The following is a 25,628-nucleotide window of genomic DNA, read 5'->3' as shown; positions in this document are numbered from 1 at the left end:
CCCCTGTGAGCTCCTCGCTCGGCTGCTACAGCTTCAGGTCCCATTGCGTGCCGTCGTAGTCGAAGCTCGGCGTGACCTCGACGGTCAGGTTCTTCGCGTCCGCCGGGGCGTCGAATCCGTAGACGACCGTGGCCTTCTTGCCGGGCAGGATCGTGCCCTCGAAGCCCATGGCGACCTTGTCGTCGACGATCTGCTCCGCCTTGGTGCCGGCCTCGCCCGCGCGGGCGTTCGCGGTCAGCAGGGTCGCGTCGAACTTCTCCTTGGAGTCGTTGGTGACGGTGACGGTGACCTTGTAGGCGTGGTTGCCGTTCTTGTGGCCCGCCGCGTACTCGCTCGGGTTGAACGTGACCGCGTTGGAGACGGAGACGGTCAGGTCGTCGTCGTAGACCACGGAGTCGCCCGCGGCGAGCGTCTTGCCGGCGGCCGGCTTCTCGTCGCCCTTGCCGCTCTCGCCGTCCTTGTCCTTCGCGTCGCCGGACGACTTCGCGTCCTTGGCCTTCGTGTCGGACACCGACTTGTTGATCTCGTCGACCGCGTCGTCCACCGCCTTGAACGTCGTGTACGCACCGAAGACCGCGAGGCCCATGGCCGCGAGGCCGAGGATCGTGCCGGTCAGGGCGACACCCTTGTTCGTGGCCTCGCCGCGCTTGGCCCTGCCGCGCCCCGTCAGGCCCAGGATCAGGGCGATCACACCGAGGATCCCGGCCAGCCAGAACAGCAGCGGGATCAGCCCCGACAGGGCGCCGATGACGCCGAGGATCAACGCGGCCGTCCCCAGCCCGTTGCGCGCGACCTGCTGCGGCGGCTGCTGCTGGAACGGCGGGTACTGGGGGTGCTGTTGGGGCGAATGGGGTGACTGGGGCGGCTGGGTCTGGGACATAGCTGTTCCTCCGATGAGAGAAGCCAACCTCCCCCCGGCTTTCCGTGTATCCGGCGGTTGGCTGAGGCAATAACAGCACTGTCTGTGAACCGAGTCAACCGCGTACACGGAACTTGATGCGCTCACGGCTGTGAATGCGGGTCTTACGCGGGAGTCTGTATGGTCGGTCGCACAGGCACGTCAGGACGTATCTGCGGGACAGGCGTCCGGAGGGGAGTCGGCTCGGTGCAGGACAACGCGACAGAGGTGACGGCCGCGGGAATCGCCCGGCTCGCCGGGGTGGGGCGCGCCGCCGTCAGCAACTGGCGCCGCAGGCATGCGGACTTCCCCAGGCCGGTCGGCGGCACCGAGACCAGCCCCTCCTTCGCGCTCACCGAGGTCGAGGAGTGGCTGCGCGACCAGGGCAAGCTCGCCGAGGTCCCGCTGCGCGAGCGCGTGTGGCAGCAGCTCGCGGGGCACCCGGCGGGCCCGGTCGCCGCCCTCCTGCACACGGGCTGCGCCCTGCTGCTCGTGCACGACCGGCCCACGGAATGGCTCACGCTCGCCGCGACCGACAAGGACCGCGACCTGGCCCAGCGCCTGTCGGCCGCTCTCGAAGGCGTCCTCACCCCACGCTTCGGCCACGCCACGGAGCGGGCGGTCGGCACGCCGTCGCCCGCCGACCTGCTGCCTTCGGTGCCGCTGCTGCGCGGCGCCGCCGAACTCGCCGCGGAGCTGGGCGCCCGCGGCACCTTCGCGTTCCTGCTCGGCCGGCATCTCGATGCCAACCCGCGCCAGTACACGCTCACCCCGCAGGGGCCCGCCGAACTGATGGCCGCGCTCGTCGGCCCCGCCACCACCACCCTCGACCCGGCCTGCGGCACCGGCGCCCTCCTCGACGCCGTGCGCGCCCACGACTCGCGGCCCGGCCGCACCCTGTACGGCCAGGACGCCTCCGTCGAACTCGCCGCGCTCACCGCGCTCCGCCTCGCCCTCGACGGCAACGGCGGGACGGACGCCCCTGCCGTGCGCACCGCCGCCGCCGACACCCTGCGCGCCGACGCCCTGAGCGACGTACGGGCCGACGCGGTGCTCGCCCACCCGCCGTTCAACGAGCGCGGCTGGGGCCACGACGAGCTGGCCTACGACCCGCGCTGGGAGTACGGCCTCCCCGCCCGCACCGAGTCCGAACTGGCCTGGGTGCAGCACGCGTTGGCGCGCCTGAAGGACGGCGGCAGCGCCGTGCTCCTGATGCCGCCCACCGTCGCCTCGCGCCGCTCGGGCCGCCGGATCCGCGCCGACCTGCTGCGCCGCGGCGCCCTGCGCGCGGTGATCGCGCTGCCCGCGGGGGCCGTCCCGCCCAACAACATCCCGCTGCACCTGTGGGTGCTGCGCCGCCCCGGCGCGGGCGCGCCCGCCGCCCCGGAGCTGCTGCTCGTCGACACGTCCTCGCTCGCCGAGTCCGGTGACGTACGGGAGCAGCAGGTGTGGGACGAGGTGCGCCGCACCGTGCTCGACGCCTGGCGCGCCCACGACCGGGACGGCTCCCTGGAGGAGCGGCCGGGCCTCGCCCGCTCCGTGCCCGTCATCGACCTGCTCGACGACGAGGTCGACCTCGCGCCCGCCCGCCGCCTGCCCCCGCCGGCCACGGGCGGCGGCGCGGCAGAGCTGACCGCCGTACGCGAGGAGCTCGCCGACACGCTGCGGCTCACCACGAAACTCGCCCCGCGGGCCGTCCCCGACGCCACGGCCCCGGCCCGCTGGCCACTGACGACGGTCGGCGAACTCGCGCGCGCGGGCGCCCTGTCGCTGCGCACCGCGGCGACGGGTGGCGGCCCGGGAGGCCACGCGCGCGTACCCGTACTCACCGACCACGACGTCCTGACGAGCACGGCACCCTCCGGAGCCCACTCCGCGGACGACGACCCCGTGATCCTGGAAGTCGGGGACGTCGTCGTGCCGGTGGTCGGTGGCACCGCCGCCGTGCGCGTCGTCGACGAGGCGGACGCGGGCGCCGCGCTCGGCAGGGGTCTGGCCCTGCTGCGGCCCGAACCGGCCGCGCTCGACCCGTGGTTCCTCGCGGGCTTCCTGCGCTCCACGGCCAACAACCGCCAGGCCTCCAGCCACGCCTCCACCGCCACGCGCCTCGACGTCCGGCGCCTCCAGCTGCCCCGCCTGCCCCGCGCCGAACAGTCCGAGTACGGCGAGCGCTTCAAATCCCTGGCCACATTCGAAAACACCCTCCGCCACGCGTCCCGCCTCGGCGAACAACTGGTCCAGGGCCTCCACGACGGCCTGACGGCGGGCACCCTGCCACCGAACAGTTAGGCCCGGCGCCGGTTGGGCAAATCCAGCCCCGCCGGCGATTGAGGCGCGGGGTCCGGGGCAGAGCCCCGCGGCGTAGGACCGGCGGGCCCGCCACGACCGGAGGCACCCGTTCCACAAGAGCCCGGTGTGAGCGGAGCGACATCCGTTCCGTACAACCCCGGTCCCGTTGTCCGAGTCCGCCTATACGCTCGAAGGAACCGGCATCGCATTGCCGCGTGTTCCACCCCGCACAAGTGACCAGGAGCTGCCATGTACGGGCCCGGCGCGGCGCCGCCCCGCCGCGAGAGCGACGGCGCGGTCATCACCCTGAGGGTGCTGTTCCCTGCGCTGTCCGTGCTGACTTGCGGCCTGCTCTCCTGCGCCCCGCTGTTCCGCATCGCGGCGCTGCGACGCAGGCCGCTCGACTGGGCCCTGGCCATCGCCTCGTTGCCGGTCAGCATCACGCTGTTCGGCATCATCGGCTCGCTGCCGGAGGCGGACCCGCGCACCGACGTCGCCCTCGCCCTGCTGCTGCTCCTCGCGATCGGCAGCGCCGTGTACTTCCTCGTCTACGACATACGCAGGCCGCGCGCCGCGCTCCCGCCGAGCCCGTACGCCCAGACGCCCCCGCCGTCCGCCTACGGACACCCGCGCCCGCAGCAGCCCTGGCCCACCGCACCGCCGCAGACGCACACGACGATGGGCACGCCCACACCCACGCCCACGCCTGCACCCGCGCCGACGCCCACACCCGCCCCGCCGCCCGCGCCGCCGCAGAACCAGGCCCCGCCGCCGCACCGCATCGACCAGGTCCGCGCCGAGCTGGACGAGCTGAGCGACTACCTGCGCAAGCAGGACGGCGGCCGGTGACCGGGCACCCCCAGGCCGGCGGCCGCGTCGTCGCCGGCCGCTACGAACTGTCCACGCTCATCGGCCAGGGCGGCATGGGCCAGGTCTGGACGGCGTACGACCAGCGCCTCGACCGCCGCGTCGCCGTGAAGCTCGTACGCCCCGACCGGGTCGCGGGCGCCGAGGCCGACGAGCTGCGCCGCCGCTTCCTGCGCGAATGCCGGGTCACCGCACAGGTCGACCACCCCGGCCTCGTCACCGTGCACGACGCGGGCAGCGACGGGGACGAGCTGTACCTCGTCATGCAGTACATCGACGGCGCCGACCTCGCCGACCACCTCGCCGAGCACAGCCCCTTCCCCTGGCCCTGGGCGGTCGCGGTCGCCGCGCAACTGTGCGCCGTGCTCTCCGCCGTGCACGCGGTGCCGATCGTGCACCGCGACCTCAAGCCACGGAACGTCATGGTCAAGCAGGACGGCACACTCACCGTCCTCGACCTCGGCGTCGCCTCCGTCCTCGACACCGACACCACCCGCCTCACCCACACCGGATCGCCCATCGGCACGCCCGCCTACATGGCGCCCGAACAGGCGATGGGCGGCGCCGTCGGCCCGCACACCGACCTGTACGCGCTCGGCGTGCTGCTGTACGAACTCCTCAGCGGCGACGTCCCGTTCGCGGGCACCACCGCCCTCGGCATCCTCCACCGCCACCTCTACGAGGCCCCCGTCCCGGTCCGCCAACTGCGCCCCGAAGTACCGCAGCCACTCGAACACCTGGTGCTGCGCCTGCTCGCCAAGGACCCCCAGGACCGCCCGGCCTCCGCCCAGCAGACGTACGAGGAACTGCTCCCGCTGCTGCCCGCGCGCGGCGTGCCCACCGGCCGCCCGCTCGACCCCACCCGCCCCTTCCTGCGCCCGCACGCCCCCTGGCCCGACCGCGCCGTCACCCCGGCCCCGCAGCCCCCGGGAACCGACCTCCAGGGCGACCGCCCCGACGTGGCACGCGCCGTCGACGAAGTGAAGGTGCTGCTCGGCGAGGGCCGCATCACGCAGGCCGTCGACATCCTCGGCGCGATCCTGCCCGCCGCGGCCGTCCAGCACGGCGAGCACTCACCCGTCGTCCGCACCCTGCGGAAGCAGTACGCGGCCACCCTCATGGACGACGGCCAGTACCGGCGCGCCCTGCCCGAACTGCGCCGACTCGCCGACGAACGCGCCGCGGAGGCGGGCCACGCCGACCCGCAGTCCCTCCAGTTCCGCTACGAGGCGGCCCAGTGCCTGGAAGCCCTCGGTGAACCCGCCGCGGCGCTCGCCGAGTACCGCTCCCTGCTCCCGTACTACGAGAACCAGTACGCGACCACGGACCTCAGGCTCGCCCTCGAAGTGCGGCGCCGCATCGGCCAGTTGCTGCTCTCCGTGGGCGACCGGCGTGCGGCCCACGAGACGCTGACCCGGCTGCTGCACGACGCCGAACGGCTGCACGGCCCCGGCCACCCGTTCCCCGCGGAGGTGCGGCGCACGCTGCAATGGCTGGGACAAGTGCGCGGCTGAGCAGCGGCCTTTACGGTCAAGCCCCGGCCAAGATCCCCCCAAAGCGCCGTTCCAGGGGCGGTGACGGCGAATTGATCGTGCACAATCAGTCAGCTCCCTGTGTGCATCCCCCGGCGCGCCCGGGTCCCGCCCCACCGGACCCCGCGCATCCCGCCCTCGGCGGCGCCCACACGGCGTTCCCCCCACGCATGTCCCCATTTCGTAGTCACCAAGGAACCTCATGCGTACCGCTGTCCGCGCTGCCGCCGTGCTCGCCCTGGCCGCCCTCCCGCTCACCCTGACCGCCTGCTCGTCCGGCGGCTCCCACGACTCCGACGACGCCGGCAAGACCGCCTCCAAGACCTCCCGGGACCCCGACGCCGGGCTCGCGAAGGGGGCCCGACTGAAGTCGGCGCTCGCGCCCGCGTCGTTCTTCGGCGCCGGCTACCGGATCGACCAGGACGCCGCCCGCGACACCGGCGACACCTACCAGGAGCCGAGCAGCGACCCGGCCGCCCTGAGCAAGCCGGACTGCACCAAGCTCGGCGGCACCAGCTGGCTCGCCCTCACCGGCGACGAGGGCGTCTCCTTCGCACAGAACGACTACGCGAACGAGAAGACCACCGCCGACATCGCACAGCAGGCAGACGTCTTCCGCGGCAAGACCGCGGCCACCGTCATGCGGCACCTCCAGAAGGCCGTCGCCTCCTGCCCCACCTACAAGGACGCCGACACCAAGAGCGACGTAAAGGTGGCGGGCACAGCGACGTCCGGGCTCGGCGACGAGGCGTACACCATCACCCTCACCGACCCGGCGTGGGAGAACGGTACGACCCTGATCGCCGTACGCACTGGAAGCGCTGTCGTGACTGTCATGTCGACGGACGGCCACGACAACGGCGCGGCCACGGCGAAGAAGCTGGCCGCGAAGGACACCACCGCCGTCGCCGCCCTCAACTGACGCCGTCCCCCACCCGCCCGCGTACGACGAAGGAAGACGCATGCCCACATCGGTCCGGCACCGGCGCTCCCGCACCCGCCGCCGCCTCGCCATCGGCGCGGTCGGCGCCGCCGTCCTCGCGGGCGGGATCACGGTCCAGCAGTCCCTCGCCTCCACGACCTCCTGGCCCGCGGCGAAGTACTACACCGGCCGCGCCTTCGACGCCTGCACGGCGCCCTCCACCTCAGCCATGAAGGCCTGGCACACCGGCTTCTACGGCGCGGCGGCCGTCTACGTGGGCGGCAAGAACCGCGGCTGCACCCAGGCCAACCTCACCGCTTCCTGGGTCAAGACCGTCAACTCCCAGGGCTGGAAGCTGATTCCGCTCTATGTGGGCGCGCAACCGTCCTGCGCGAGCGGCACCAACCCGGAGAGGATGACCTCCACGACCGCCGCCTCCCTCGGTGCCACCGACGGCGCCGACGCCGTCGCCAAGGCGTCCGCGCTCGGCATGAAGGCGGGCAGTGCGCTCTACCTCGACATGGAGGCGTACGACACCACGAACTCCTCCTGCAACACGGCCGTTCTCACGTACATCCGTAACTGGCAGAAGGCGGTCCACGGGAAGTACTACCGGACCGGCATGTACGGGTTCTCCAGCTCCAGCGCCAAGGCCGTCGCCACGACGACCGACCGCACGAACCTGCCGGGCAACCTCTGGTACGCAAAGTGGGACAAGGTGAACACGACCACCACGGACTGGCCGTTCGCCTCCACCCTGTGGACCGGCCGCCACCGGGGCCACCAGTACATGGTCAACAGCAAGGAGTCGCGCGGCGGTTACGCGATCACCGTCGACCGCGACGCGTGGGACGCGCCGGTGGCCGTGGTCGGCTGAGCGCCGGTCGATACCTCGACCCTCGGCGAATCGTTGTCGAATAGGTGGCCTAGCAAGCGGCCACTGCCTAACATCGATCAACGCCGGACTTTGTGCGCCCGCCCGTCACCCGACCACCACCCCTGGTGGACGCGCTTCGCGCGGCGGGATGCCCACAAACTCTTCGCAGGGAGGCCCACCTTGCACCGCCGCAACAGCCGCCGGACCGCGCTCGTCCTGTCCGCCGCCGCCATCGCCGCAGTACCCGCCCTGACCGCCTGTGGCAGCGAAGCGCACCCCGGTGCCGCGGCCGTCGTCGGCGGCCAGCGGATCACCGTCTCGCAGCTGGAGAGCCGGGTGAACGAGGTGCGGGACGCGCAGCAGACCGCCACCAAGGACTCCGCGCAGTACGAACAGGCCATCGCCAAGACCGGCGGCCTCACCCGCAACACGCTGCACACGATGGTCCTCGACCGCGTCCTGCACCGCGCCGCCACCGACGCGGGCATCTCCGTCACCCGCAAGGAGATGCAGAGCATGCGGTCGGGCCTGGAGCAACAGGCGGGCGGCGCGAAGGCGTTGGAGGTCGCCTGGCTCCAGCAGTACAACATCCCGCCGAACCGGCTCACCGAGAGCCTGCGCACCGAGATCGAGGCGCAGAAGCTGTCGACCGCGCTCGGCGCGGACATGCAGACCCCCCAGGGCAAGGCCGTCTTCTGGAAGGCGCTCTCCAGCGCCTCCAAGGAGCTGAACGTCGACCTCAACCCCCGCTACGGCACATGGGACGTCACCAAGAACAGCCGGGTCGACGCGAAGACGCCGTGGCTGAAGCAGATCACCAAGGAAGCCCCGGCCCAGCAGCAGACGACGTAGGGCCGGGGGAGGCGGGGTTGTCAGTGGCCTGCGTTACGTTCGAGGGGTGAACGAACCCGAGGCGCACGACCACGACACCCCCGCCGACGCAGGCGACATCGCCGGCCGCGTCGTCCTGCTCACCACGAGCCACCGGGTCGCCCCCGGGCTCCTCTCCTGGCAGGCGTGGCAGGCGCTGCGCACCGCCGACGAGGTGCTGTGCGCCGACTCCGCGCACCCGCAGCTGCCGTACGTGAAGGACGCGGGCGTCCAGGTGACGATCGCCTCGCCCACCGCCCGCGAGCTCGTCGACCGCTGCGCCGACGGCGGGCGGGCGCTCGTCGTCCTCGCCACCGCCGAGGGCGACCGGCAGCTCACGGACGGCCTGGCGCGCCTCGCGGGCTCGGGCCGCGAACAGATGCCGAACCTCGAACTGCTCCCCGGCTCCTACGACCTGCCGGGCGCCCGCCTCCTCGACCTCGTGCAGGTCATGGACCGCATCCGCCGCGAATGCCCCTGGTCGAAGCAGCGCACCCACGAGGACCTCGCCAAGTACGCGATCGAGGAGGCGTACGAGCTGGTCGAGGCCATCGAGACGGACGACCGGGAGGAACTGCGCGAGGAGCTCGGCGACGTACTCCTCCAGGTCGTCTTCCACGCGCGCATCGCCGAGGAGGACGCCGACGAGCCGTTCTCGGTGGACGACGTGGCGGGCGGCATCGTCGACAAGCTCATCCACCGCCATCCGCACGTCTTCGGTGACGACACCGCCACGACCCCCGAAGAGGTCAAGGAGCACTGGCTGCGCACCAAGGCGGAGGAGAAGCGCCGCGCCTCGGTCACGGACGGCGTCCCGGTGGGCCAGCCGGGCCTCGCCCTCGCCGCCAAGCTCGGCTCGCGGGTGCGCACGGCGGGCCTGGACGTCCCGGTCCCCACAGGCGAGGGCGTCGGCTACGAACTCCTGGCCCTCGCCCTGCACGCCGAGGCGGAGGGCGTGGACCCGGAGGCGGCGCTCAGAGCCGCCGCCCGCGCCTACCGTGACGCGGTGCGGACCACCGAGGGGCTCACCGACCAGTAGGGGCGGCTACGGTCGGGTGGTGACCGAGAGCCCCACCCCCTCCAGCGCCCCCGAACTCTTCAGCTGGGAGTTCGCCAGCAACCCGTACCCCGCCTACGCCTGGCTGCGCGAGCACGCCCCCGTGCACCGCACCACGCTGCCGAGCGGCGTCGAGGCCTGGCTGGTCACCCGGTACGCGGACGCCCGCCAGGCGCTCGCCGACCAACGGCTCAGCAAGAACGCGGACCACCACGACGAGCGGAGCCCCGCCAAGGGCAAGACGGGCATCCCCGGCGAACGCCAGGCCGAGCTGACGACCCATCTCCTCAACATCGACCCGCCGGACCACACCCGCCTGCGCCGCCTCGTCTCGAAGGCGTTCACCCCACGCCGCGTCGCCGAATTCGCGCCGCGCGTCCAGCAGTTGACGGACGACCTCATCGACGCCTTCGCGGCCAAGGGCGAAGCCGACCTCATCCACGACTTCGCCTTCCCCCTCCCCATCTACGCCATCTGCGACCTGCTCGGCGTCCCCCGCGAGGACCAGGACGACTTCCGCGAGTGGGCAGGCATGATGATCCGCCACGGCGGGGGACCGCGCGGCGGGGTGGGACGCGCGGTGAAGCGGATCCGCGCGTACCTGGTGGAGCTGATCCACCGCAAGCGCGGTGACCTCACCGACGACCTGATCTCCGAGCTGATCCGCGCCTCCGACCACGGCGAACACCTCACGGAGAACGAGGTGGCGGCCATGTGTTTCGTGCTGCTCTTCGCCGGTTTTGAAACTACGGTCAACCTGATCGGCAATGGCACGTACGCCCTGCTCACACACCCCGACCAGCGTGAGCGCCTGCAGAGGTCGATCGCGGCGGGGGAGACGGGGCTGTTGGCGACCGGGATCGAGGAACTGCTGCGCTTCGACGGCCCGGTGGAGATGGCCACGTGGCGCTTTGCCAGGGAGCCGCTGACCATCGGCGGCCAGGAGATCGGCGTGGGCGACCCGGTCCTCGTCGTGCTCGCCGCCGCCGACCGCGACCCGGCGCGCTTCACAGAACCCGACACCCTCGACCTCTCCCGCCGCGACAACCAGCACCTCGGCTACGGACACGGCATCCACTACTGCCTCGGCGCCCCGCTCGCCCGCCTGGAGGGACAGACCGCCCTCGCCACCCTCCTGACCCGCCTCCCGGACCTGCGACTTGCGGTGGAACCTACCGATTTGCTGTGGCGCGGCGGCCTCATCATGCGCGGACTGCGCACGCTCCCGGTGGAGTTCACCCCGCGTCAGATCCCCACCGGAACCGACGGGTCAACTGACGGACCGTCAACACTGTGACTTTCACGTGATCTACGCTGCATCGACTTGTGACAGGCGTTCGAGTGCCGCTACGTTCACGGATCATCGCGACACATGCACAACTCGCACCACTTGCACTACCCGTCGCGCGTAGCAGCATCAGTCTCGCGAAAGGCAAACGCATGCTCTCCGGGAACGGTCGTCACCGTCGCCCCCGTCAGGCCCCTGCTCTCGTCGTCGCCGCCGGGGTCGCCGGCAGCGCCATCGCGATCCCGCTGTTCGCCGCGAGCGGCGCGAGCGCCGCGACCACGCAGGCGTGGGACAAGCTCGCCGAGTGCGAGAGCGGTGGGCAGTGGAGCCTGGACGCCGGTAACGGCTACTACGGCGGACTCCAGTTCACGCAGGAGAGATGGGAGGAGTACGGGGGGCTCGACTACGCCCCGCGTGCCGACCAGGCCAGCCGCTCGCAGCAGATATCCGTCGCCGAGAAGGTTCTTGACGACAAGGGCGTGAGCGCCTGGCCGATGTGCTCGCTCACCGCCGACCTCACCAAGGACGACGACTCGGCGGACGTCGACCCGGGCGTGTCCGCGTCGCCGCAGCCGTCCGAGTCCTCCGCTTCGTCCGACACCGATGCCGACAGTAAGTCGGACGAGGGTGGCGACAAGAGCGCCGACGAGGACGCCGACAAGGCGGGCTCCACGGACGCGACGGATTCGAGTGAATCGAGCGATCCGGGCGACTCGACCGAATCGGCGGATTCGGGAGACAAGGGTCACGACGAGGCGGAGGGCTCCGACGCGTCGGACAAGGCCTCGGCGGACGAGTCGGGCGATACCTCCGGTAACAAGGCCGAGGAGTCCTCGACCTCTTCAAGTGACAAGTCCCACGCGCCTTCTGACGACGCCGCCTCCGAGACGGCCACGCCGTCCGCCTCGCCCTCCGGCGAGACGCAGGGCGACGCCACGTCGGGCCGCCACCGCGGCGATCGCGCCGACGAGGGCGGCTCCGACTCCCGTACGGGAGAGGGGCGTCACGCCTCGCGCGACGACAAGCGCGACGGCGACACGTACAAGGTGCACGCCGGCGACAACCTCTGGGACATCGCGAAGGCCCAGGACGTGCACGGCGGATGGGATGCGCTCTACGAGCGGAACAAGGAGACGGTCGGTACCGACCCAGACCTCATCCTTCCTGGTCAGAGCCTGGATCTTGGGGACGGATCGGACAAAAAGTAGCGGGAGTTCGGTGCGGTTGAAGGGGCTTTGTCCGATATTGATCAAGTGAGACATGGGTCTCAAAGCCCCTGATCGACTTTGAAATCGGACGGATCGACCGCTTACGTTCGTGACCGCTCGCTTCAGCGGGCCCCGATGGACGTCACGCCGAATCCTGCCAACGTCCGTACGGGAACAGTCGACGCGTATGCGCCGTAGGCAGGAGCGGGGGACCCAGGTAAGTGCCCTTCCGGGAGACCGGACGGGCTTGGGGTTAAGCAGCGCACAAGGATGCGTCTGCCGGGCACTCACTGGCCCGAACCCGACAGCTCACCTCGCAGGCGTCGGTGAGGAGAAATCTCCATGCTGTTTTCCGGCAAGAACAAGCACCGCCGCCCGTCCAAGGCCGTCCGCGTCGCCACGCTCGGCGGTGTCGCCGCTGCCGCCGTCGCCGTGCCGCTGATGGGTGCGACGTCCGCCTCCGCCGCGACCACGTCCGAGTGGGACCAGGTCGCGCAGTGCGAGTCCGGTGGCAACTGGTCCACGAACACCGGCAACGGTTTCTACGGCGGCCTCCAGTTCTCGTCCTCCACCTGGTCCGCCTACGGCGGCGACCAGTACGCCTCCTCCGCCGACCAGGCCTCCAAGGCCCAGCAGATAGCCGTCGGCGAGAAGGTCCTCGCCTCCCAGGGCAACGGTGCCTGGCCGAACTGCGGCTCCGGCCTGTCCTCCACCCCGAACGAGGGTGGCGCCGACGACTCGTCCTCGCAGCAGCAGGACACCCAGAAGCAGGACACCCAGAGCACGCAGCAGCAGGACACGCAGCAGCGTGCCGACCGCTCCGAGCAGCGCGAGCAGCCGAAGCAGGAGGCCCCGAAGCAGGAGGCCCCCAAGCAGCAGGCGGCTCCGAAGCAGGACACCGTCACCACCCCGACCGGCAACAAGGTCGAGAAGGGTGACGGCGAGTACAAGGTCAAGTCCGGTGACACCCTCAGCAAGATCGCCGAGGCGCACGACACGACCTGGCAGCAGCTGTTCCAGAAGAACAAGGACATCGTCAAGGACGCCAACCTGATCTACCCGGGTCAGCAGCTGCACCTCAGCTAAGACGTCCGGTCCGCACAGGACCACCGGTCCGCACAGGACCACCGGTCCGCACAGGACCACCCCAGGCCCTCCCAGGCCGTCAGGTACGGGCTCGGCATCGGCGGACGCCGAGCCCCGCCGCACCCCGTCCCCACGGGTCGCTCACTTCGGCGACCTCCGTCCCGGCACAGCCGGGACGGAGGTCGCTGTTTTTGTTCAGTTAAGGAACATTTCGCTATCGGCGTTGTCCACGAGGCGGGCGTTCGGATGGCCGATGCCCGCGAGCCGGTTACGCTCAGGGGTGCGGGACCACGTACCAAGCAGCCGCCCGCATAGCCTGCGTCACATCCAAGAAGGAGATGCTCGTGCCGTCCATCGACGTCGTCGTAGCCCGGGAAATCCTGGACTCCCGAGGCAACCCCACGGTCGAGGTCGAGGTCGGCCTCGACGACGGGAGCACCGGCCGTGCCGCCGTCCCGTCGGGTGCCTCCACCGGTGCCTTCGAGGCCATCGAACTCCGTGACGGTGACCCCAACCGTTACCTCGGCAAGGGTGTCGAGAAGGCCGTCCTGGCCGTCATCGAGCAGATCGGCCCGGAGCTGGTCGGCTACGACGCCACCGAGCAGCGCCTGATCGACCAGGCGATGTTCGACCTGGACGCGACCGACAACAAGGGCTCGCTCGGCGCCAACGCCATCCTCGGCGTCTCCCTCGCCGTCGCGCACGCCGCTTCCGAGGCCTCCGACCTGCCGCTGTTCCGCTACCTCGGTGGTCCGAACGCGCACCTGCTGCCCGTCCCGATGATGAACATCCTGAACGGTGGGTCGCACGCCGACTCCAACGTCGACATCCAGGAGTTCATGATCGCCCCGATCGGCGCGGAGTCCTTCTCCGAGGCCCTTCGCTGGGGTGCCGAGGTCTACCACACGCTGAAGAAGGTCCTGAAGAGCAAGGGCCTGGCCACCGGCCTCGGCGACGAGGGCGGCTTCGCGCCGAACCTCGACTCCAACCGTGCCGCCCTGGACCTCATCCTTGAGGCGATCAAGGAGGCCGGTTATGTTCCCGGCCAGCAGATCGCGCTCGCGCTGGACGTCGCCGCCTCCGAGTTCTACAAGGACGGCAAGTACCAGTTCGAGGGCAAGGAGCGCTCCGCCGCCGAGATGACGGAGTACTACGAGGAGCTCGTCTCCGCGTACCCGCTCGTCTCCATCGAGGACCCGCTGTACGAGGACGACTGGGCCGGCTGGAACGTCATCACCGAGAAGCTGGGCGACAAGGTCCAGCTCGTCGGCGACGACCTCTTCGTCACCAACCCGGAGCGCCTGGCCCGCGGCATCGAGGAGAACTCGGCGAACGCCCTGCTCGTGAAGGTGAACCAGATCGGTTCGCTGACCGAGACCCTGGACGCCGTCGAGCTCGCGCAGCGCAACGGCTTCAAGTGCATGATGTCGCACCGCTCCGGCGAGACCGAGGACGTCACCATCGCCGACCTCGCCGTCGCCACCAACTGCGGCCAGATCAAGACCGGCGCCCCGGCCCGCTCCGAGCGCGTCGCCAAGTACAACCAGCTCCTGCGCATCGAGGAGATCCTGGACGACGCGGCGGTCTACGCCGGCCGTTCGGCCTTCCCGCGCTTCAAGGGCTGAGCCTCACTGAGGTAGCAGTTACGTACGTCCCCGCACTCGGTCCCGTACCGTGTGCGGGGACGTACGTACGTGAGCGGGGAGGCGGGAGCAGGCGATGCCCGGAAAGGTACGGGACAGGGACTCCAGAGATCGCTTCTCGACGGCCACCCGCCTGCGCGTCCTGGGTGAGCAGACCGCCGAGCGCGTCTACCGCTCGCAGAGCAAGCGGCAGGCCCGCCGCTCCCGGCTCACCGGCCGCGCGGCCCTGCTCGCCCTCGTCCTGTGCACCCTCGTGGTCGCGCTCGCGTACCCGATAAGGCAGTACGTGTCGCAGCGCGGCGAGATCGAGGACCTGCAGCGCCAGCAGCAGGAGGCCAAGGAGCGGGTCGACAAGCTGCGCGACCAGAAGGCCCGCTGGCAGGACGACGCGTTCGCCGAGCAGCGCATCCGCGAGCGCCTGCACATGGTGATGCCGGGCGAGACCGGCTACGTGGTGCCGAACGAGCGCACCGCCGCCGCCGAGCGCGCCGAGCAGGGCGCGGAGGACCGCCCCTGGTACTCCAACGTCTGGGACGGCGTCGACAAGGCCGACCAGGCGGACAATTGACGTTCACCGCCGACAACTGACAATCACTGAAGGAACACCCGAGCGATGGAAACGCCCCCGCCGCAGACCGAGCCCACCGCGCCCACGGACGCCGACATCCAGGCGTTCAAGGAGCAGCTGGGGCGCCCGCCGCGCGGCCTGCGCGCCATCGCGCACCGCTGCCCCTGTGGCAACCCGGATGTGGTCGAGACGGCCCCGCGTCTGGAGGACGGGACCCCGTTCCCGACGACGTACTACCTCACGTGTCCGCGTGCGGCGTCGGCGATCGGGACGCTCGAGGCCAACGGGGTGATGAAGGAGATGACGGAGCGGCTCAAGACGGACCCTGAGCTGGCTCGTCAGTACCGTGCGGCGCACGAGGACTACATCGCCCGGCGTGACGCCATCGAGGTCCTGGAGAACTTCCCGAGTGCCGGTGGGATGCCGGACCGTGTGAAGTGTCTGCACGTCCTGGTCGGTCACTCGCTGGCCGCGGGGCCCGGTGTGAACCCGCTCGGCGACGAGGCGATCGCCATGCTCCCGGAGTGGTGGCGCAAGGGCGCCTGCGTCACGTCCGAGTCCACGGACTGACCCCCTTTTCCCCACCCCACCCCTTCCCGAAAGTCTTGCCGGACGGGCCTCCTCAATCGCCGGAGGGGCTGGAAAATCCAGCCCCGCCGGCGTTTGAGGCGCGGGGGTCTGGGGGCGGAGCCCCCAGCGGCTCACCGCAACCACACGACGACCTAAGGAGCCCACCCGCCATGACCAGGGTCGCCGCCATCGACTGCGGCACGAACTCGATCCGACTCCTCGTCGCGGACGCCAACCCGGAAACCGGTGAACTCGTCGACCTGGACCGTCGGATGACGATCGTCCGGCTCGGCCAGGGCGTCGACAAGACGGGCCGCCTCGCCCCGGAGGCCCTGGAGCGCACCTTCGCCGCATGCCGCGAGTACGCCGAGGTCATCAAGGAACACGGCGCCGAGAAGCTCCGCTTCGTGGCCACCTCCGCCTCCCGCGACGCCGAGAACCGCGCGGACTTCGTGAGCGGTGTCCTCGACATCCTGGGCGTCGAGCCCGAGGTCATCACCGGTGACCAGGAGGCGACGTTCTCCTTCACGGGTGCGACGAAGGAACTCACGGGCCGGGCGGACCTGGACAAGCCCTACCTGGTCGTGGACATCGGCGGCGGCTCCACCGAGTTCGTCGTCGGCGACGACACCGTGCGCGCCGCCCGTTCCGTGGACATCGGCTGCGTACGGATGACGGAGCGCCACCTCGTGGCCGAGGACGGCACGGTCTCCGACCCGCCGACCCCGGCGCAGATCGAGGCGATCCGCCAGGACATCGGCGAGGCCCTGGACCTGGTCAACCAGACGGTGCCGCTGACCGCGGCCCGCACTCTGGTCGGCCTGGCCGGCTCGGTCACCACGGTGGCCGCGCTCGCCCTCGGCCTGACCGAGTACGACTCGACGGCGATCCACCACTCCCGGATCTCCTTCGACAAGGTCGCCGAGCTCACCGACTGGCTGCTGACGTCCTCGCACGACCAGCGCGCGCTGAAGCCGGTCATCCACCCCGGCCGGGTCGACGTCATCGCCTCGGGCGCGCTCGTACTGCGCCTGATCATGGAGTGGATCGGGGCACGCGAGGTGGTCGTCAGCGAGCACGACATCCTCGACGGGATCGCCTGGTCCATCGCCTGACACGGGCTCCGGAATCAGGCCTGGGACAGCCCCGGGCCGGCCCCCGAACCGCCCCGAAATCGTCTCTCCTGAGCGCCCCGCACAGCGTCTGAGCGCCCTGCGGGGCGCTTCCGACACCCCGCCGCGACACGCTGTCGGGAAAGTTCGTGAACTTCTTCACAAGGAAATCGGCCCACTTGGTGGCTGTTACGCGGCCGAGGGCCCGTTCGAGGGCGTGAGGCGACCTCGTCGAGGGTCGCGCGTGAGGTTGCCGCAGTGTTGCGAGTCGATTGCGGACCGAAGTGGTCCAGTACCGCCAAATGCTCACTATGGCTGCTCAAGAGGGGTGAGCAACGTCTGGGGCGGTGCGGTGGTTCCCCCTGGATGTCATGACATGGGTCACGTGGGCGGCGCAGTGTAGCAGAGCCCCCCTACAAGCTTGTGAAGGGGCGCACGAGCGACCCCCGCCAGTCGGGTGGATACTCGATGGCATGAGCACCACGGAGCGTCCCAGGATCCTCATTGTCGGGGGTGGGTACGTAGGCCTGTACGCGGCGCGGCGCATTCTCAAGAAGATGCGCTACGGCGAAGCGACCGTCACGGTCGTGGACCCGCGCTCGTACATGACGTACCAGCCCTTCCTCCCCGAGACCGCCGCCGGCAGCATCTCGCCGCGCAACGTCGTCGTCCCCATGCGACGCGCTGTGCCGGGCGCCGAGATTCTCACCGGCCGCGTCACCTCCATCGACCAGGACCGCAAGGTCGCCTCCGTCGCGCCGATCGTCGGCGAGGCGTACGAGGTTCCCTTCGACTACCTGGTGATCGCGCTCGGCGCGGTCTCCCGCACCTTCCCGACGCCGGGCCTCGCCGAGGCCGGTATCGGTATGAAGGGTGTCGAGGAGGCCGTCGGCCTGCGCAACCACGTACTCGAGCAGCTCGACAAGGCCGAGTCGACGACGGACGAGGAGATCCGCCGCAAGGCGCTCACCTTCGTCTTCGTCGGCGGTGGCTTCGCGGGCGCCGAGACCATCGGTGAGGTCGAGGACCTGGCGCGCGACGCGGCCAAGTTCTACAAGAACGTGAAGCGCGAGGACATGCGCTTCGTGCTCGTCGACGCCGCCGACAAGGTGCTGCCCGAGGTGGGCCCGGAGCTCGGCGTCTACGGCCGCAAGCACCTGGAGTCCCGCGGGATCGAGGTCTACCTCTCCACCACGATGCCTTCCTGCGTCGACGGCCACGTCGTCCTCAGCAACGGCCTCGAGGTCGACTCCAACACGATCGTGTGGACCGCCGGCGTCAAGCCGAACCCGGCCCTCTCCCGCTTCGGTCTCCCGCTCGGCCCGCGTGGTCACGTGGACACGCAGGCCACCCTCCAGGTCGCCGGCAGCGACTACATCTGGGCCGCGGGCGACAACGCCCAGGTTCCGGACCTGGTCGGTCGCGCGAACGGCAACCCGAACGCCTGGTGCCCGCCGAACGCCCAGCACGCGATGCGCCAGGCCAAGGTCCTCGGCGACAACGTGGTGTCGGGCATGCGGGGCTTCCCGCAGGGCGACTACAAGCACGCCAACAAGGGTGCGGTGGCCGGTCTCGGCCTCCACAAGGGCGTCGCGATGATCGTCATGGGCAAGATGAAGATCAAGCTCAAGGGTCGTCTCGCCTGGTACATGCACCGTGGCTACCACGGGCTCGCCATGCCGACGTACAACCGCAAGATCCGTGTGATCGCCGAGTGGACGATCAACATGTTCCAGAAGCGCGACATCACCGCGCTCGGCGCCCTGGAGACTCCGCGCGAGGAGTTCTACGAGGCCGCCAAGCCGGCTCCGAAGCCCGCGGCCGAGGCGCCGAAGGCCGAGGAGAAGAAGGACGACAAGGTCGAAGAGAAGGCCAAGGCCTCCTGACCTGCAGATAGTTCATCCCGAAGGGGTCGCTCGCCATCCGTGGTGCGGGCGGCCCCTTCGGCGTTCCCCTCCCGATGTACGTGGTGGGTACAGGTATTTTGCCGTTCCGTGACTCGATATCGGGACTGCGCAGGTGGCCTGTCGGTGTTTACGTGGTGTTGAACCGTTCCGGGATTTCCGAGAATTCGTCTCGTCACGGAGGTGTCCGCCATGCAGAACGCCGCACAGCGGCTGAAGAATGTCGCCGAGCAGTTGTTCGGCGTCGAACTCCCGGTGCGCCTGCGCGCCTGGGACGGCTCGGAGGCAGGTCCTCCGGACGCCCCCGTGCTCATCGTCCGGAACCGTCGCGCGCTGCGCCGACTGCTCTGGAAACCGGGAGAGCTGGGTCTTGCCAGGGCCTGGGTGGCCGGTGAACTGGACGTGGAGGGCGACCTCTACGCGGTCCTCGACCGGATGTCAGGCCTCATCTGGGAGCGGGACCCCGACGAGGGCGACGGGGAGTCCAAGAGCCTCGCACAGGCCCTCAAGGACCCCAAGGTGCGCGCCGCGGCCAAGGAGCTGGTGAAGCTCGCGGGCGCCCCGCTGCCGCCCGCCCCGCCGCCCGAGGAGATGCGCAGGGGTGGCCGTCTCCACCTGCACACCAAGGGCAGCGACAAGCAGGCCATCAGCCACCACTACGACGTGGGCAACGACTTCTACGAGCTGGTCCTCGGCCCGTCGATGGTCTACTCGTGCGCCTACTGGGAGTCGCCCGAGGCCGGTCTCGAATCGGCCCAGCGCGACAAGCTGGAGCTGATCTCCCGCAAGCTCGCGCTGAAGCCCGGCATGCGGCTGCTCGACGTGGGCTGCGGCTGGGGTTCCATGGCGATCCACGCCGCGCGTGAGCACGGTGTGAGCGTCGTCGGTGTGACGCTCTCCCAGGAGCAGGCCGCGTACGCCAGGAAGCGGGTCGCCGACGAGGGTCTGACCGACCGCGTCGAGATCCGCGTCCAGGACTACCGCGACGTGCGTGACGGCCCGTACGACGCGATCTCGTCCATCGGTATGGCCGAGCACGTGGGCTCCGAGCGGTACCTGGAGTACGCGTCCGATCTGTACGCCCTCCTCAAGTCCGGCGGGCGGCTGCTCAACCACCAGATCGCGCGGCGGCCGCAGCGGGACGAGTCGGAGTACGAGGTCGACGAGTTCATCGACGCGTACGTCTTCCCGGACGGCGAGCTCGCGCCGGTGGGCTCCACCACCGGGCAGCTCGAGCGGGCCGGATTCGAGGTGCGGGACGTCGAGGCGATCCGCGAGCACTACGCGCTCACGCTGCGCCAGTGGGTCAGGAACCTGGAGGCGCGCTGGTCCGAGGCCCTGAAGCTGGTCAGCCCCGGCAGGGCCCGGGTCTGGCGGCTCTACATGGCCGCGTCCGCGCTCAGTTTCGAGCGCAACCACATCGGGGTCAACCAGATCCTCGCGGTGAAGACGCCGGAGAGCGGGGCGTCGGGGACGCCGCTGCGGGCCCGCACCTGGAACATCGTCAGCTAGCCGGTCCCGTAAGCGAATTGGGGCGCATCCGCAGTCGCGGATGCGCCCCAGTTTCGTCACTCCTGTACAGCTACTCGGACTTGATGGCGTCGAGCATGTTCAGACGGGCCGCGCGGCGGGCCGGCCACAGGGCCGCCAGGATGCCGACGACCGCGGCGAGCGCGAGGAAGATCCCCATCCGGCCCCAGGGCAGGATCAGTTCGTACGTCGACATGGAGTTGCCGATGAGCTGCCCGGCCGCCCAGCCGAAGAACACACCGAGCCCGATGCCGAGCACGCCGCCGAACAGGGAGATCACCAGGGACTCCAGGCGGACCATCCGCTTGATGCCCTTGCGGTCGATGCCGATCGCGCGGAGCATCCCGATCTCCTGCTGGCGCTCGAAGACCGACATCGCCAGGGTGTTGATGACGCCGAGCACGGCGACGATGACCGCCATGGCGAGCAGGCCGTAGAGCATGTTCAGCATCAGCGTGAAGACCTGGGCGATCTCGTTGGAGACGTCCTGCTTGTCCTGGATCTTGATCGCCGGGTTCTCGCCGAGCGCCTTCGTGAGCTTGTCCTGCGTGGCGTCGGAGGCGCCGCCGGACGTCTTCACCATGACCTGCATGTCACCGGCGTCCTTGGCGAGGTGCGGGGCGAGGGTCGGAGTGTCGACCATGATGCCGCGCATCATCTCGTTGGCCTCGTAGACGCCCGCGACGGTCAGCTTCTGCCGCTTGCCGTCCTCGTAGTGCGTGGTGAAGGTCGATCCGGTGGTCCAGTCGTGGTCCTTCGCGGTCTTGTTGTCGACGACGACCTGGCTGCCGCCGACCGTGAACTTTCCGCTGTCCAGCGGGAGTTCGGCGAGCTGTGTGATCGTCTTTCCGTTGACGCCGGTCAGGAACTCGGTGTCGCCGCCGATGCGGGCGGGCGAGTTGGTCAGGCCGCTGACGGCCGTGACACCGGGCGTCTTGTCGAGGGTCCCTACGACGTCGGGGGAGAGCTGGTTCCCGTTCGCCATGGAGACGGTGTAGTCCGCCTTCAGGGAGTCCGCCGCCATCTTGTTGATCGCCGACTGCACGCTGCCCGCGATCACCGTGAGACCCGTGATCAGGGTCAGGCCGATCATCAGCGCCGACGCGGTGGCGGCGGTGCGGCGCGGGTTGCGCACCGAGTTGAGGCGGGCCAGCTTGCCGGAGATGCCGAAGGCGCGCAGGACCGGGGCCGCGAGCGCGATCAGCGGGCGGGAGAGCAGCGGCGTGAGGATGAAGACGCCGATGACCAGGAGCCCGGCGCCGAGCCCCATCGGGGCCTGGCCGCTGTCGCCGCTGAGGGTCGTCGCGTAGAGCACGGCGGCGACACCGGCCGCGGAGACCAGGGCGCCCAGCGTGTTGCGCAGCACCAGGGACTTGGCGGTGGGCGCGGCGTGCACCGCGTTCATCGCGGCGACCGGCGGGATCTTCGCGGCGCGGCGGCCCGGCACCCAGGCGGCCAGCATCGTGATCAGGATGCCGACGACCAGCGCGGCGACGACGGTGCCGACGGAGACGACGAGCGGCCCGTCCGGGATGATCGCGCCCGTCGTGCCCATGAGCTCCCGCATGCCCGCGGCGATGCCGATGCCGACGCCGAGACCGGTCACGGCGGCGACCGCGCCCACCACGAACGCCTCCAGGAGCACGGAGCGGGTGACCTGACGCCGGGAGGCGCCGACGGCCCGCATCAGCGCGAGCTCCTTGGTGCGCTGGGCGACCAGCATCGTGAAGGTGTTGGCGATGATGAAGATGCCGACGAAGAGCGAGATGCCCGCGAAGACGAGCAGCATCGTCTTCATGGAGCTCATCTGGTTGGAGATGGACTTCGCCTGGTCGTCGGCGAGCTGCTGCGCGGTGGTGGTCTCGGTCTGACCGGTGGGCAGCGCCTTGTCCAGCGCGGACTTCAGCTGCTGCTGGCTCGTCCCGGCCGCGGCCGTCACGTCGATCTCGTCGTACCCGCCCGGCTTGTGGAAGAGCTGCTGCGCGGTCGGGGTGTCGAAGAGGGCGAGCGAGCCGCCCGCCGAGACGTTGCCGTCGTCGGTGCTGAAGATGCCGGTGAGGGTCGGGGTCAGGACGGGGCCGTCGACGGACATCCGCACCTGGTCACCGACCTTGTAGCCGGCGCGCTGCGCGGTCTTCGCGTCGAGGACGACCTGGTCGGCGCCGTGCGGGGCGGTGCCCTTCTTCAGCGGGTACCGGGAGTCGTCCTTGCCCCAGTAGTTGCCGCCCTTGGTGGAGAAGCCGTTGCCGACGAGCTTGCCGTCCTGGTCGGCGACGGCGGCGTAACCGCTGAGGACGCCGTACGCGGAGCCTGCGCCCTGGGTGTCCCGCGCCGCCTTCAGGGTGGCGTCGGTGAGCTTGGCCTCCTTGCCGACGGTGTTGCCCTTGTCCTCGCCGTACTGGGCGGTGACGGCCACGTCGACGTGGCTGTAGCCCTTGGCCGAGGACTTCTCCATGGCGCCGGAGATGGTGTTGGTGAAGACGAGGGTGCCGCTGACGAAGGCGACGCCGAGCATGACGGCGAGCACGGTCATCAGCAGCCGGGCCTTGTGCGCGAAGACGTTGCGCAGGGCGGTTCGGAACATGGGTCTACTCAGTCCTGGGTCGGTGGCTTCCAGCGGGGCGCTTGGGTCGTACGGCCGGTCAGCTCGTCCGGCCCTTGGCGTCGAACCGCTTCATCCGGTCAAGGACCGAGTCCGCCGAGGGGTCCCGGAGCTCGTCGACGATGCGGCCGTCGGCCAGGAAGATCACCCGGTCCGCGTACGCCGCCGCGACGGGGTCGTGCGTGACCATGACCACGGTCTGCCCCAGCTCCCGCACGGAGTTGCGCAGGAAGCCCAGGACCTCGGCCCCGGACCGCGAGTCCAGGTTTCCCGTGGGCTCGTCACCGAAGATGATCTCGGGCTTGGAGGCGAGCGCGCGGGCCACCGCCACCCGCTGCTGCTGCCCGCCGGAGAGCTGCGCGGGCCGGTGCCCGAGGCGCCCGGAGAGCCCCACCATCTGGATCACGTTCTCCAGCCACTGCTTGTCGGCCTTGCGGCCCGCTATGTCCATGGGAAGCGTGATGTTCTCCAGGGCGGTCAGCGTCGGCAGCAGGTTGAACGCCTGGAAGATGAAGCCGATCTTGTCGCGGCGGAGCTTGGTGAGCTGCTTGTCCTTCAGGGACCCCAGCTCGGTCTCGCCGATCCGGACGGACCCGGAGGAGAACGAGTCGAGGCCGGCGACGCAGTGCATCAGCGTCGACTTGCCGGAACCGGACGGGCCCATGATCGCGGTGAACTCGGCCTGCCGGAACTCGACGGAGACCTGGTCGAGCGCGACCACCTTGGTCTCGCCCTGTCCGTAGATCTTCGACAGATCCGTGGCGCGGGCGGCGGCCGTGGTGGTGGGGCGGCCCGCGAGCGGGGTGGTGGTCACGGGAGGGTGCTCCTGTCGGTCGGCGTGCTGCTTACGGGGACGCTTTCCATCCTCCCGGCGGATCGGGCGGGGGAGGTCAGTCGCAGCTCTCGTTCCGGAGGGCGACTTCGGAGGGATCGGGGGAGCCCGAGTCATACCTGGGGATGACCCCGGCCCCTGAGAGGTGCCGGACCCGGGTGCGCGGAACCGAGGCGGTGAAATTCCGTCAATCCCCGGGAAGCCGTCCCCGAAGGCCGCAGGGCTCCCGGCAGGTGTTGAAGGCCCCGGCGTGTGCTGATGCACCCTCAGACGTCAATAAAATAAGACAACGTGGGGATGCACTTCCGCTGATCGGGGGACGCCGCCGGATAGGCTCGGAACGTCGATGCGGAGCCCCACAGTCTGCCCGGATGGTGGAATGCAGACACGGCGAGCTTAAACCTCGCTGCCCTTAGCGGGCGTACCGGTTCAAGTCCGGTTCCGGGCACCTCCGAACTTCCTCTCCGCTGCGCGTCGCGGCCCCCAACCTCCGTTGCTCTCAGGGGTGTTGGTGTGCCCTCTCCCAGCTCCCGCGTGGTCCGGTCGACCCAGGGACCCTCGAAACCATTGACACCCGCCCCGCGCGGGGCGAGGATCCGCTCAGAACTTGATGAACGAAAGTTCACCAGGCGAACACGACGCTACAAAGGCACCACAGGCGAACAACCGCAATGACGCGAGAGGGATCCCGTATGCGCACCACCGTCGGCATCATCGGAGCGGGCCCGGCCGGGCTGCTCCTGGCCAGGCTCCTGCACAACGCCGGCATCGAATCGGTCGTCCTGGAGAGCCGCGATCGCGCCTACGTGGAGCAGCGTCAGCGCGCCGGGATCCTGGAGCAGGGCACCGTCGACGTGCTGCGCGAGGCCGGTGTCGGCGCGCGCATGGACCGCGAGGGCCTGCCGCACGACGGCATCGAGCTGCGCTTCGACCGGCGCCGCCACCGCGTCGACTTCCCCGCCCTGACCGGCGGCAAGCAGGTCATGGTGTACGCGCAGACCGAGGTCTGCAAGGACCTCATCGCGGCCCAACTGGCCGACGGTGGCCCCCTGTTGTTCGAGGCGGAGGCGCTGGCGGTGGAGGGCGCCGACACCGACGGCCCCCGCGTCCGCTTCCGCCACGAGGGCCGCGAGCAGACCCTCGACTGCGACTACGTAGTGGGCTGCGACGGCTTCTGGGGCGTGGCCCGCAAGGCGGTCCCCGAGGAGCTCTCGCGGACGTACGAGCGCACCTACCCGTACGCCTGGCTCGGCATCCTCGCCGATGTGGCGCCCTCCCACGACGAGCTGATCTACAACCGCTCCGACCGCGGCTTCGCCCTCATGTCCATGCGCTCACCGCACGTCACGCGCGCGTACCTCCAGGTTCCGGCGGACACCGACGCCGAGTCCTGGTCCGACGACGACATCTGGGCCGAACTCGACCGCCGCCTGGAGGTCGACGACCCGACCTGGCGCCTCGCCCGCGGCCCCATCACGTCGAAGTCCGTCACCCCCATGCGGTCGTACGTCCACGAGCCGATGCGGCACGGCCGCCTCTTCCTCGCCGGGGACGCGGCCCACATCGTCCCGCCGACCGGCGCCAAGGGCCTCAACCTCGCCGTCGGCGACGTCATCACCTTCGCCCGCGCCCTCACCACGTACGTGGAGAAGGGCGACGCGGAAGCGCTCGACACGTACTCCGAGACCTGCCTGCGCCGTGTCTGGCAGGCGGAGCGGTTCTCGTACGCGATGACGACCATGCTGCACCGCGCCCCCGACGCCACGGCCTTCGACGACAAGATCCAGCTGGCCCAGCTGGACCGGGTGACCACGTCGAGGGCGGCCGAGACGGATCTTGCCGAGGCGTACACCGGTTTCCCCGTCTGACGAGGGCCGGAAGGCGGAACACAGAGGGTGCGCGGGACGTTCCTCGTAACAGGATGGGAAAGATCCTCCCTGAGCACTAGGGTCGGATCTTTGCCAGACCATTAC

General features: G+C 70.2%; 20 protein-coding genes, 1 tRNA gene and 1 riboswitch. Of the genes, 18 read left to right on the top strand and 3 right to left on the bottom strand.

Translation table 11 applies throughout. The annotated features are described in order from the left end of the window. Positions 1 to 25: 25 nt before the first annotated feature. On the bottom strand, positions 26 to 880 hold the full coding sequence (locus tag OG746_RS01935; RefSeq protein ID WP_266711027.1) for a DUF4190 domain-containing protein: 855 nt from the start codon (positions 878 to 880) through the stop codon (positions 26 to 28). A gap of 225 nt (positions 881 to 1,105) precedes the next feature. Between OG746_RS01935 and OG746_RS01930 the strand changes: the two genes are divergently transcribed. The 16 genes from OG746_RS01930 to OG746_RS01855 all read left to right on the top strand — a co-directional run bounded on the left by OG746_RS01930 (position 1,106) and on the right by OG746_RS01855 (position 20,203). Beyond that, entirely contained in the window at positions 1,106 to 3,187 is a 2,082-nt protein-coding gene (locus tag OG746_RS01930; RefSeq protein ID WP_266711026.1) for an N-6 DNA methylase, read from the top strand. 249 nt (positions 3,188 to 3,436) lie between these two features. Further along, on the top strand, positions 3,437 to 4,036 hold the full coding sequence (locus tag OG746_RS01925) for a hypothetical protein (RefSeq protein WP_266711025.1): 600 nt from the start codon (positions 3,437 to 3,439) through the stop codon (positions 4,034 to 4,036). Beyond that, complete coding sequence (locus OG746_RS01920) at positions 4,033 to 5,568, top strand: serine/threonine-protein kinase (RefSeq protein ID WP_323179535.1); 1,536 nt, start codon at positions 4,033 to 4,035, stop codon at positions 5,566 to 5,568. The genes OG746_RS01925 and OG746_RS01920 overlap by 4 nt, the downstream gene beginning before the upstream one ends. A 220-nt stretch (positions 5,569 to 5,788) precedes the next feature. After that, positions 5,789 to 6,508, top strand: a complete 720-nt coding sequence (locus tag OG746_RS01915; protein ID WP_266711024.1) for a hypothetical protein — start codon at positions 5,789 to 5,791, stop codon at positions 6,506 to 6,508. Between the two features lie 40 nt (positions 6,509 to 6,548). After that, positions 6,549 to 7,385 (top strand): glycoside hydrolase domain-containing protein, encoded by an 837-nt coding sequence (locus OG746_RS01910; RefSeq protein WP_266711023.1) that lies wholly within the window; start codon positions 6,549 to 6,551, stop codon positions 7,383 to 7,385. Positions 7,386 to 7,565: 180 nt separating this feature from the next. Then, the gene (locus OG746_RS01905; protein ID WP_266711022.1) at positions 7,566 to 8,237 is read left to right on the top strand and encodes a SurA N-terminal domain-containing protein; all 672 of its coding nucleotides are present in this window, start codon (positions 7,566 to 7,568) and stop codon (positions 8,235 to 8,237) included. Positions 8,238 to 8,283: 46 nt separating this feature from the next. Beyond that, positions 8,284 to 9,294 carry a nucleoside triphosphate pyrophosphohydrolase gene (locus tag OG746_RS01900; RefSeq protein ID WP_266711021.1) on the top strand — a complete coding sequence of 337 codons (1,011 nt, stop codon included), beginning with the start codon at positions 8,284 to 8,286 and terminating at the stop codon, positions 9,292 to 9,294. 19 nt (positions 9,295 to 9,313) lie between these two features. After that, positions 9,314 to 10,609: a cytochrome P450 family protein gene (locus OG746_RS01895; RefSeq protein ID WP_266711020.1), complete on the top strand. Its 1,296-nt coding sequence runs from the start codon at positions 9,314 to 9,316 to the stop codon at positions 10,607 to 10,609. A 143-nt stretch (positions 10,610 to 10,752) separates the two neighbouring features. Further along, a complete protein-coding gene (locus OG746_RS01890) occupies positions 10,753 to 11,808 on the top strand; it encodes a transglycosylase family protein (RefSeq protein ID WP_266711019.1) in 1,056 nt (351 codons plus the stop codon). Positions 11,809 to 11,988: 180 nt separating this feature from the next. Continuing rightward, a riboswitch (cyclic di-AMP (ydaO/yuaA leader) is annotated at positions 11,989 to 12,146 on the top strand. 4 nt (positions 12,147 to 12,150) lie between these two features. Then, positions 12,151 to 12,894, top strand: coding sequence for a LysM peptidoglycan-binding domain-containing protein (locus tag OG746_RS01885; protein WP_266711018.1), 744 nt, complete (start codon positions 12,151 to 12,153; stop codon positions 12,892 to 12,894). Between the two features lie 344 nt (positions 12,895 to 13,238). Beyond that, positions 13,239 to 14,519 (top strand): phosphopyruvate hydratase, encoded by a 1,281-nt coding sequence (gene eno, locus OG746_RS01880; protein ID WP_266711017.1) that lies wholly within the window; start codon positions 13,239 to 13,241, stop codon positions 14,517 to 14,519. Positions 14,520 to 14,613: 94 nt separating this feature from the next. Further along, positions 14,614 to 15,105, top strand: coding sequence for an FtsB family cell division protein (locus OG746_RS01875; RefSeq protein WP_266711016.1), 492 nt, complete (start codon positions 14,614 to 14,616; stop codon positions 15,103 to 15,105). 45 nt (positions 15,106 to 15,150) lie between these two features. Next, positions 15,151 to 15,675 carry a DUF501 domain-containing protein gene (locus OG746_RS01870; RefSeq protein ID WP_266711015.1) on the top strand — a complete coding sequence of 175 codons (525 nt, stop codon included), beginning with the start codon at positions 15,151 to 15,153 and terminating at the stop codon, positions 15,673 to 15,675. A gap of 170 nt (positions 15,676 to 15,845) precedes the next feature. Continuing rightward, positions 15,846 to 16,790, top strand: a complete 945-nt coding sequence (locus OG746_RS01865; RefSeq protein ID WP_266711014.1) for a Ppx/GppA phosphatase family protein — start codon at positions 15,846 to 15,848, stop codon at positions 16,788 to 16,790. A gap of 470 nt (positions 16,791 to 17,260) precedes the next feature. Next, entirely contained in the window at positions 17,261 to 18,673 is a 1,413-nt protein-coding gene (locus OG746_RS01860) for an NAD(P)/FAD-dependent oxidoreductase (RefSeq protein WP_266711013.1), read from the top strand. Positions 18,674 to 18,883: 210 nt separating this feature from the next. Next, complete coding sequence (locus OG746_RS01855) at positions 18,884 to 20,203, top strand: class I SAM-dependent methyltransferase (protein WP_266711012.1); 1,320 nt, start codon at positions 18,884 to 18,886, stop codon at positions 20,201 to 20,203. Positions 20,204 to 20,273: 70 nt separating this feature from the next. On the opposite strand, the gene OG746_RS01850 is transcribed toward OG746_RS01855, so the two are convergent. Then, the gene (locus OG746_RS01850; RefSeq protein ID WP_266711011.1) at positions 20,274 to 22,805 is read right to left on the bottom strand and encodes an ABC transporter permease; all 2,532 of its coding nucleotides are present in this window, start codon (positions 22,803 to 22,805) and stop codon (positions 20,274 to 20,276) included. A gap of 58 nt (positions 22,806 to 22,863) precedes the next feature. Further along, complete coding sequence (locus tag OG746_RS01845) at positions 22,864 to 23,637, bottom strand: ABC transporter ATP-binding protein (RefSeq protein WP_266711010.1); 774 nt, start codon at positions 23,635 to 23,637, stop codon at positions 22,864 to 22,866. A gap of 383 nt (positions 23,638 to 24,020) precedes the next feature. Here OG746_RS01845 and OG746_RS01840 point away from each other — a divergent pair. Both OG746_RS01840 and OG746_RS01835 read left to right on the top strand, forming a co-directional pair. Then, positions 24,021 to 24,103: transfer RNA gene (locus tag OG746_RS01840), tRNA-Leu, on the top strand. Between the two features lie 244 nt (positions 24,104 to 24,347). Beyond that, positions 24,348 to 25,523 (top strand): 4-hydroxybenzoate 3-monooxygenase, encoded by a 1,176-nt coding sequence (locus OG746_RS01835; protein WP_266711009.1) that lies wholly within the window; start codon positions 24,348 to 24,350, stop codon positions 25,521 to 25,523. The last annotated feature ends 105 nt before the right edge of the window (positions 25,524 to 25,628 follow it).

This window comes from Streptomyces sp. NBC_01016 (genome assembly GCF_026341035.1).
Taxonomy (GTDB): domain Bacteria; phylum Actinomycetota; class Actinomycetes; order Streptomycetales; family Streptomycetaceae; genus Streptomyces.
The sequence above is the reverse complement of the archived record's forward strand: the minus strand, read 5'-3'. Positions and strand labels throughout refer to the sequence as shown.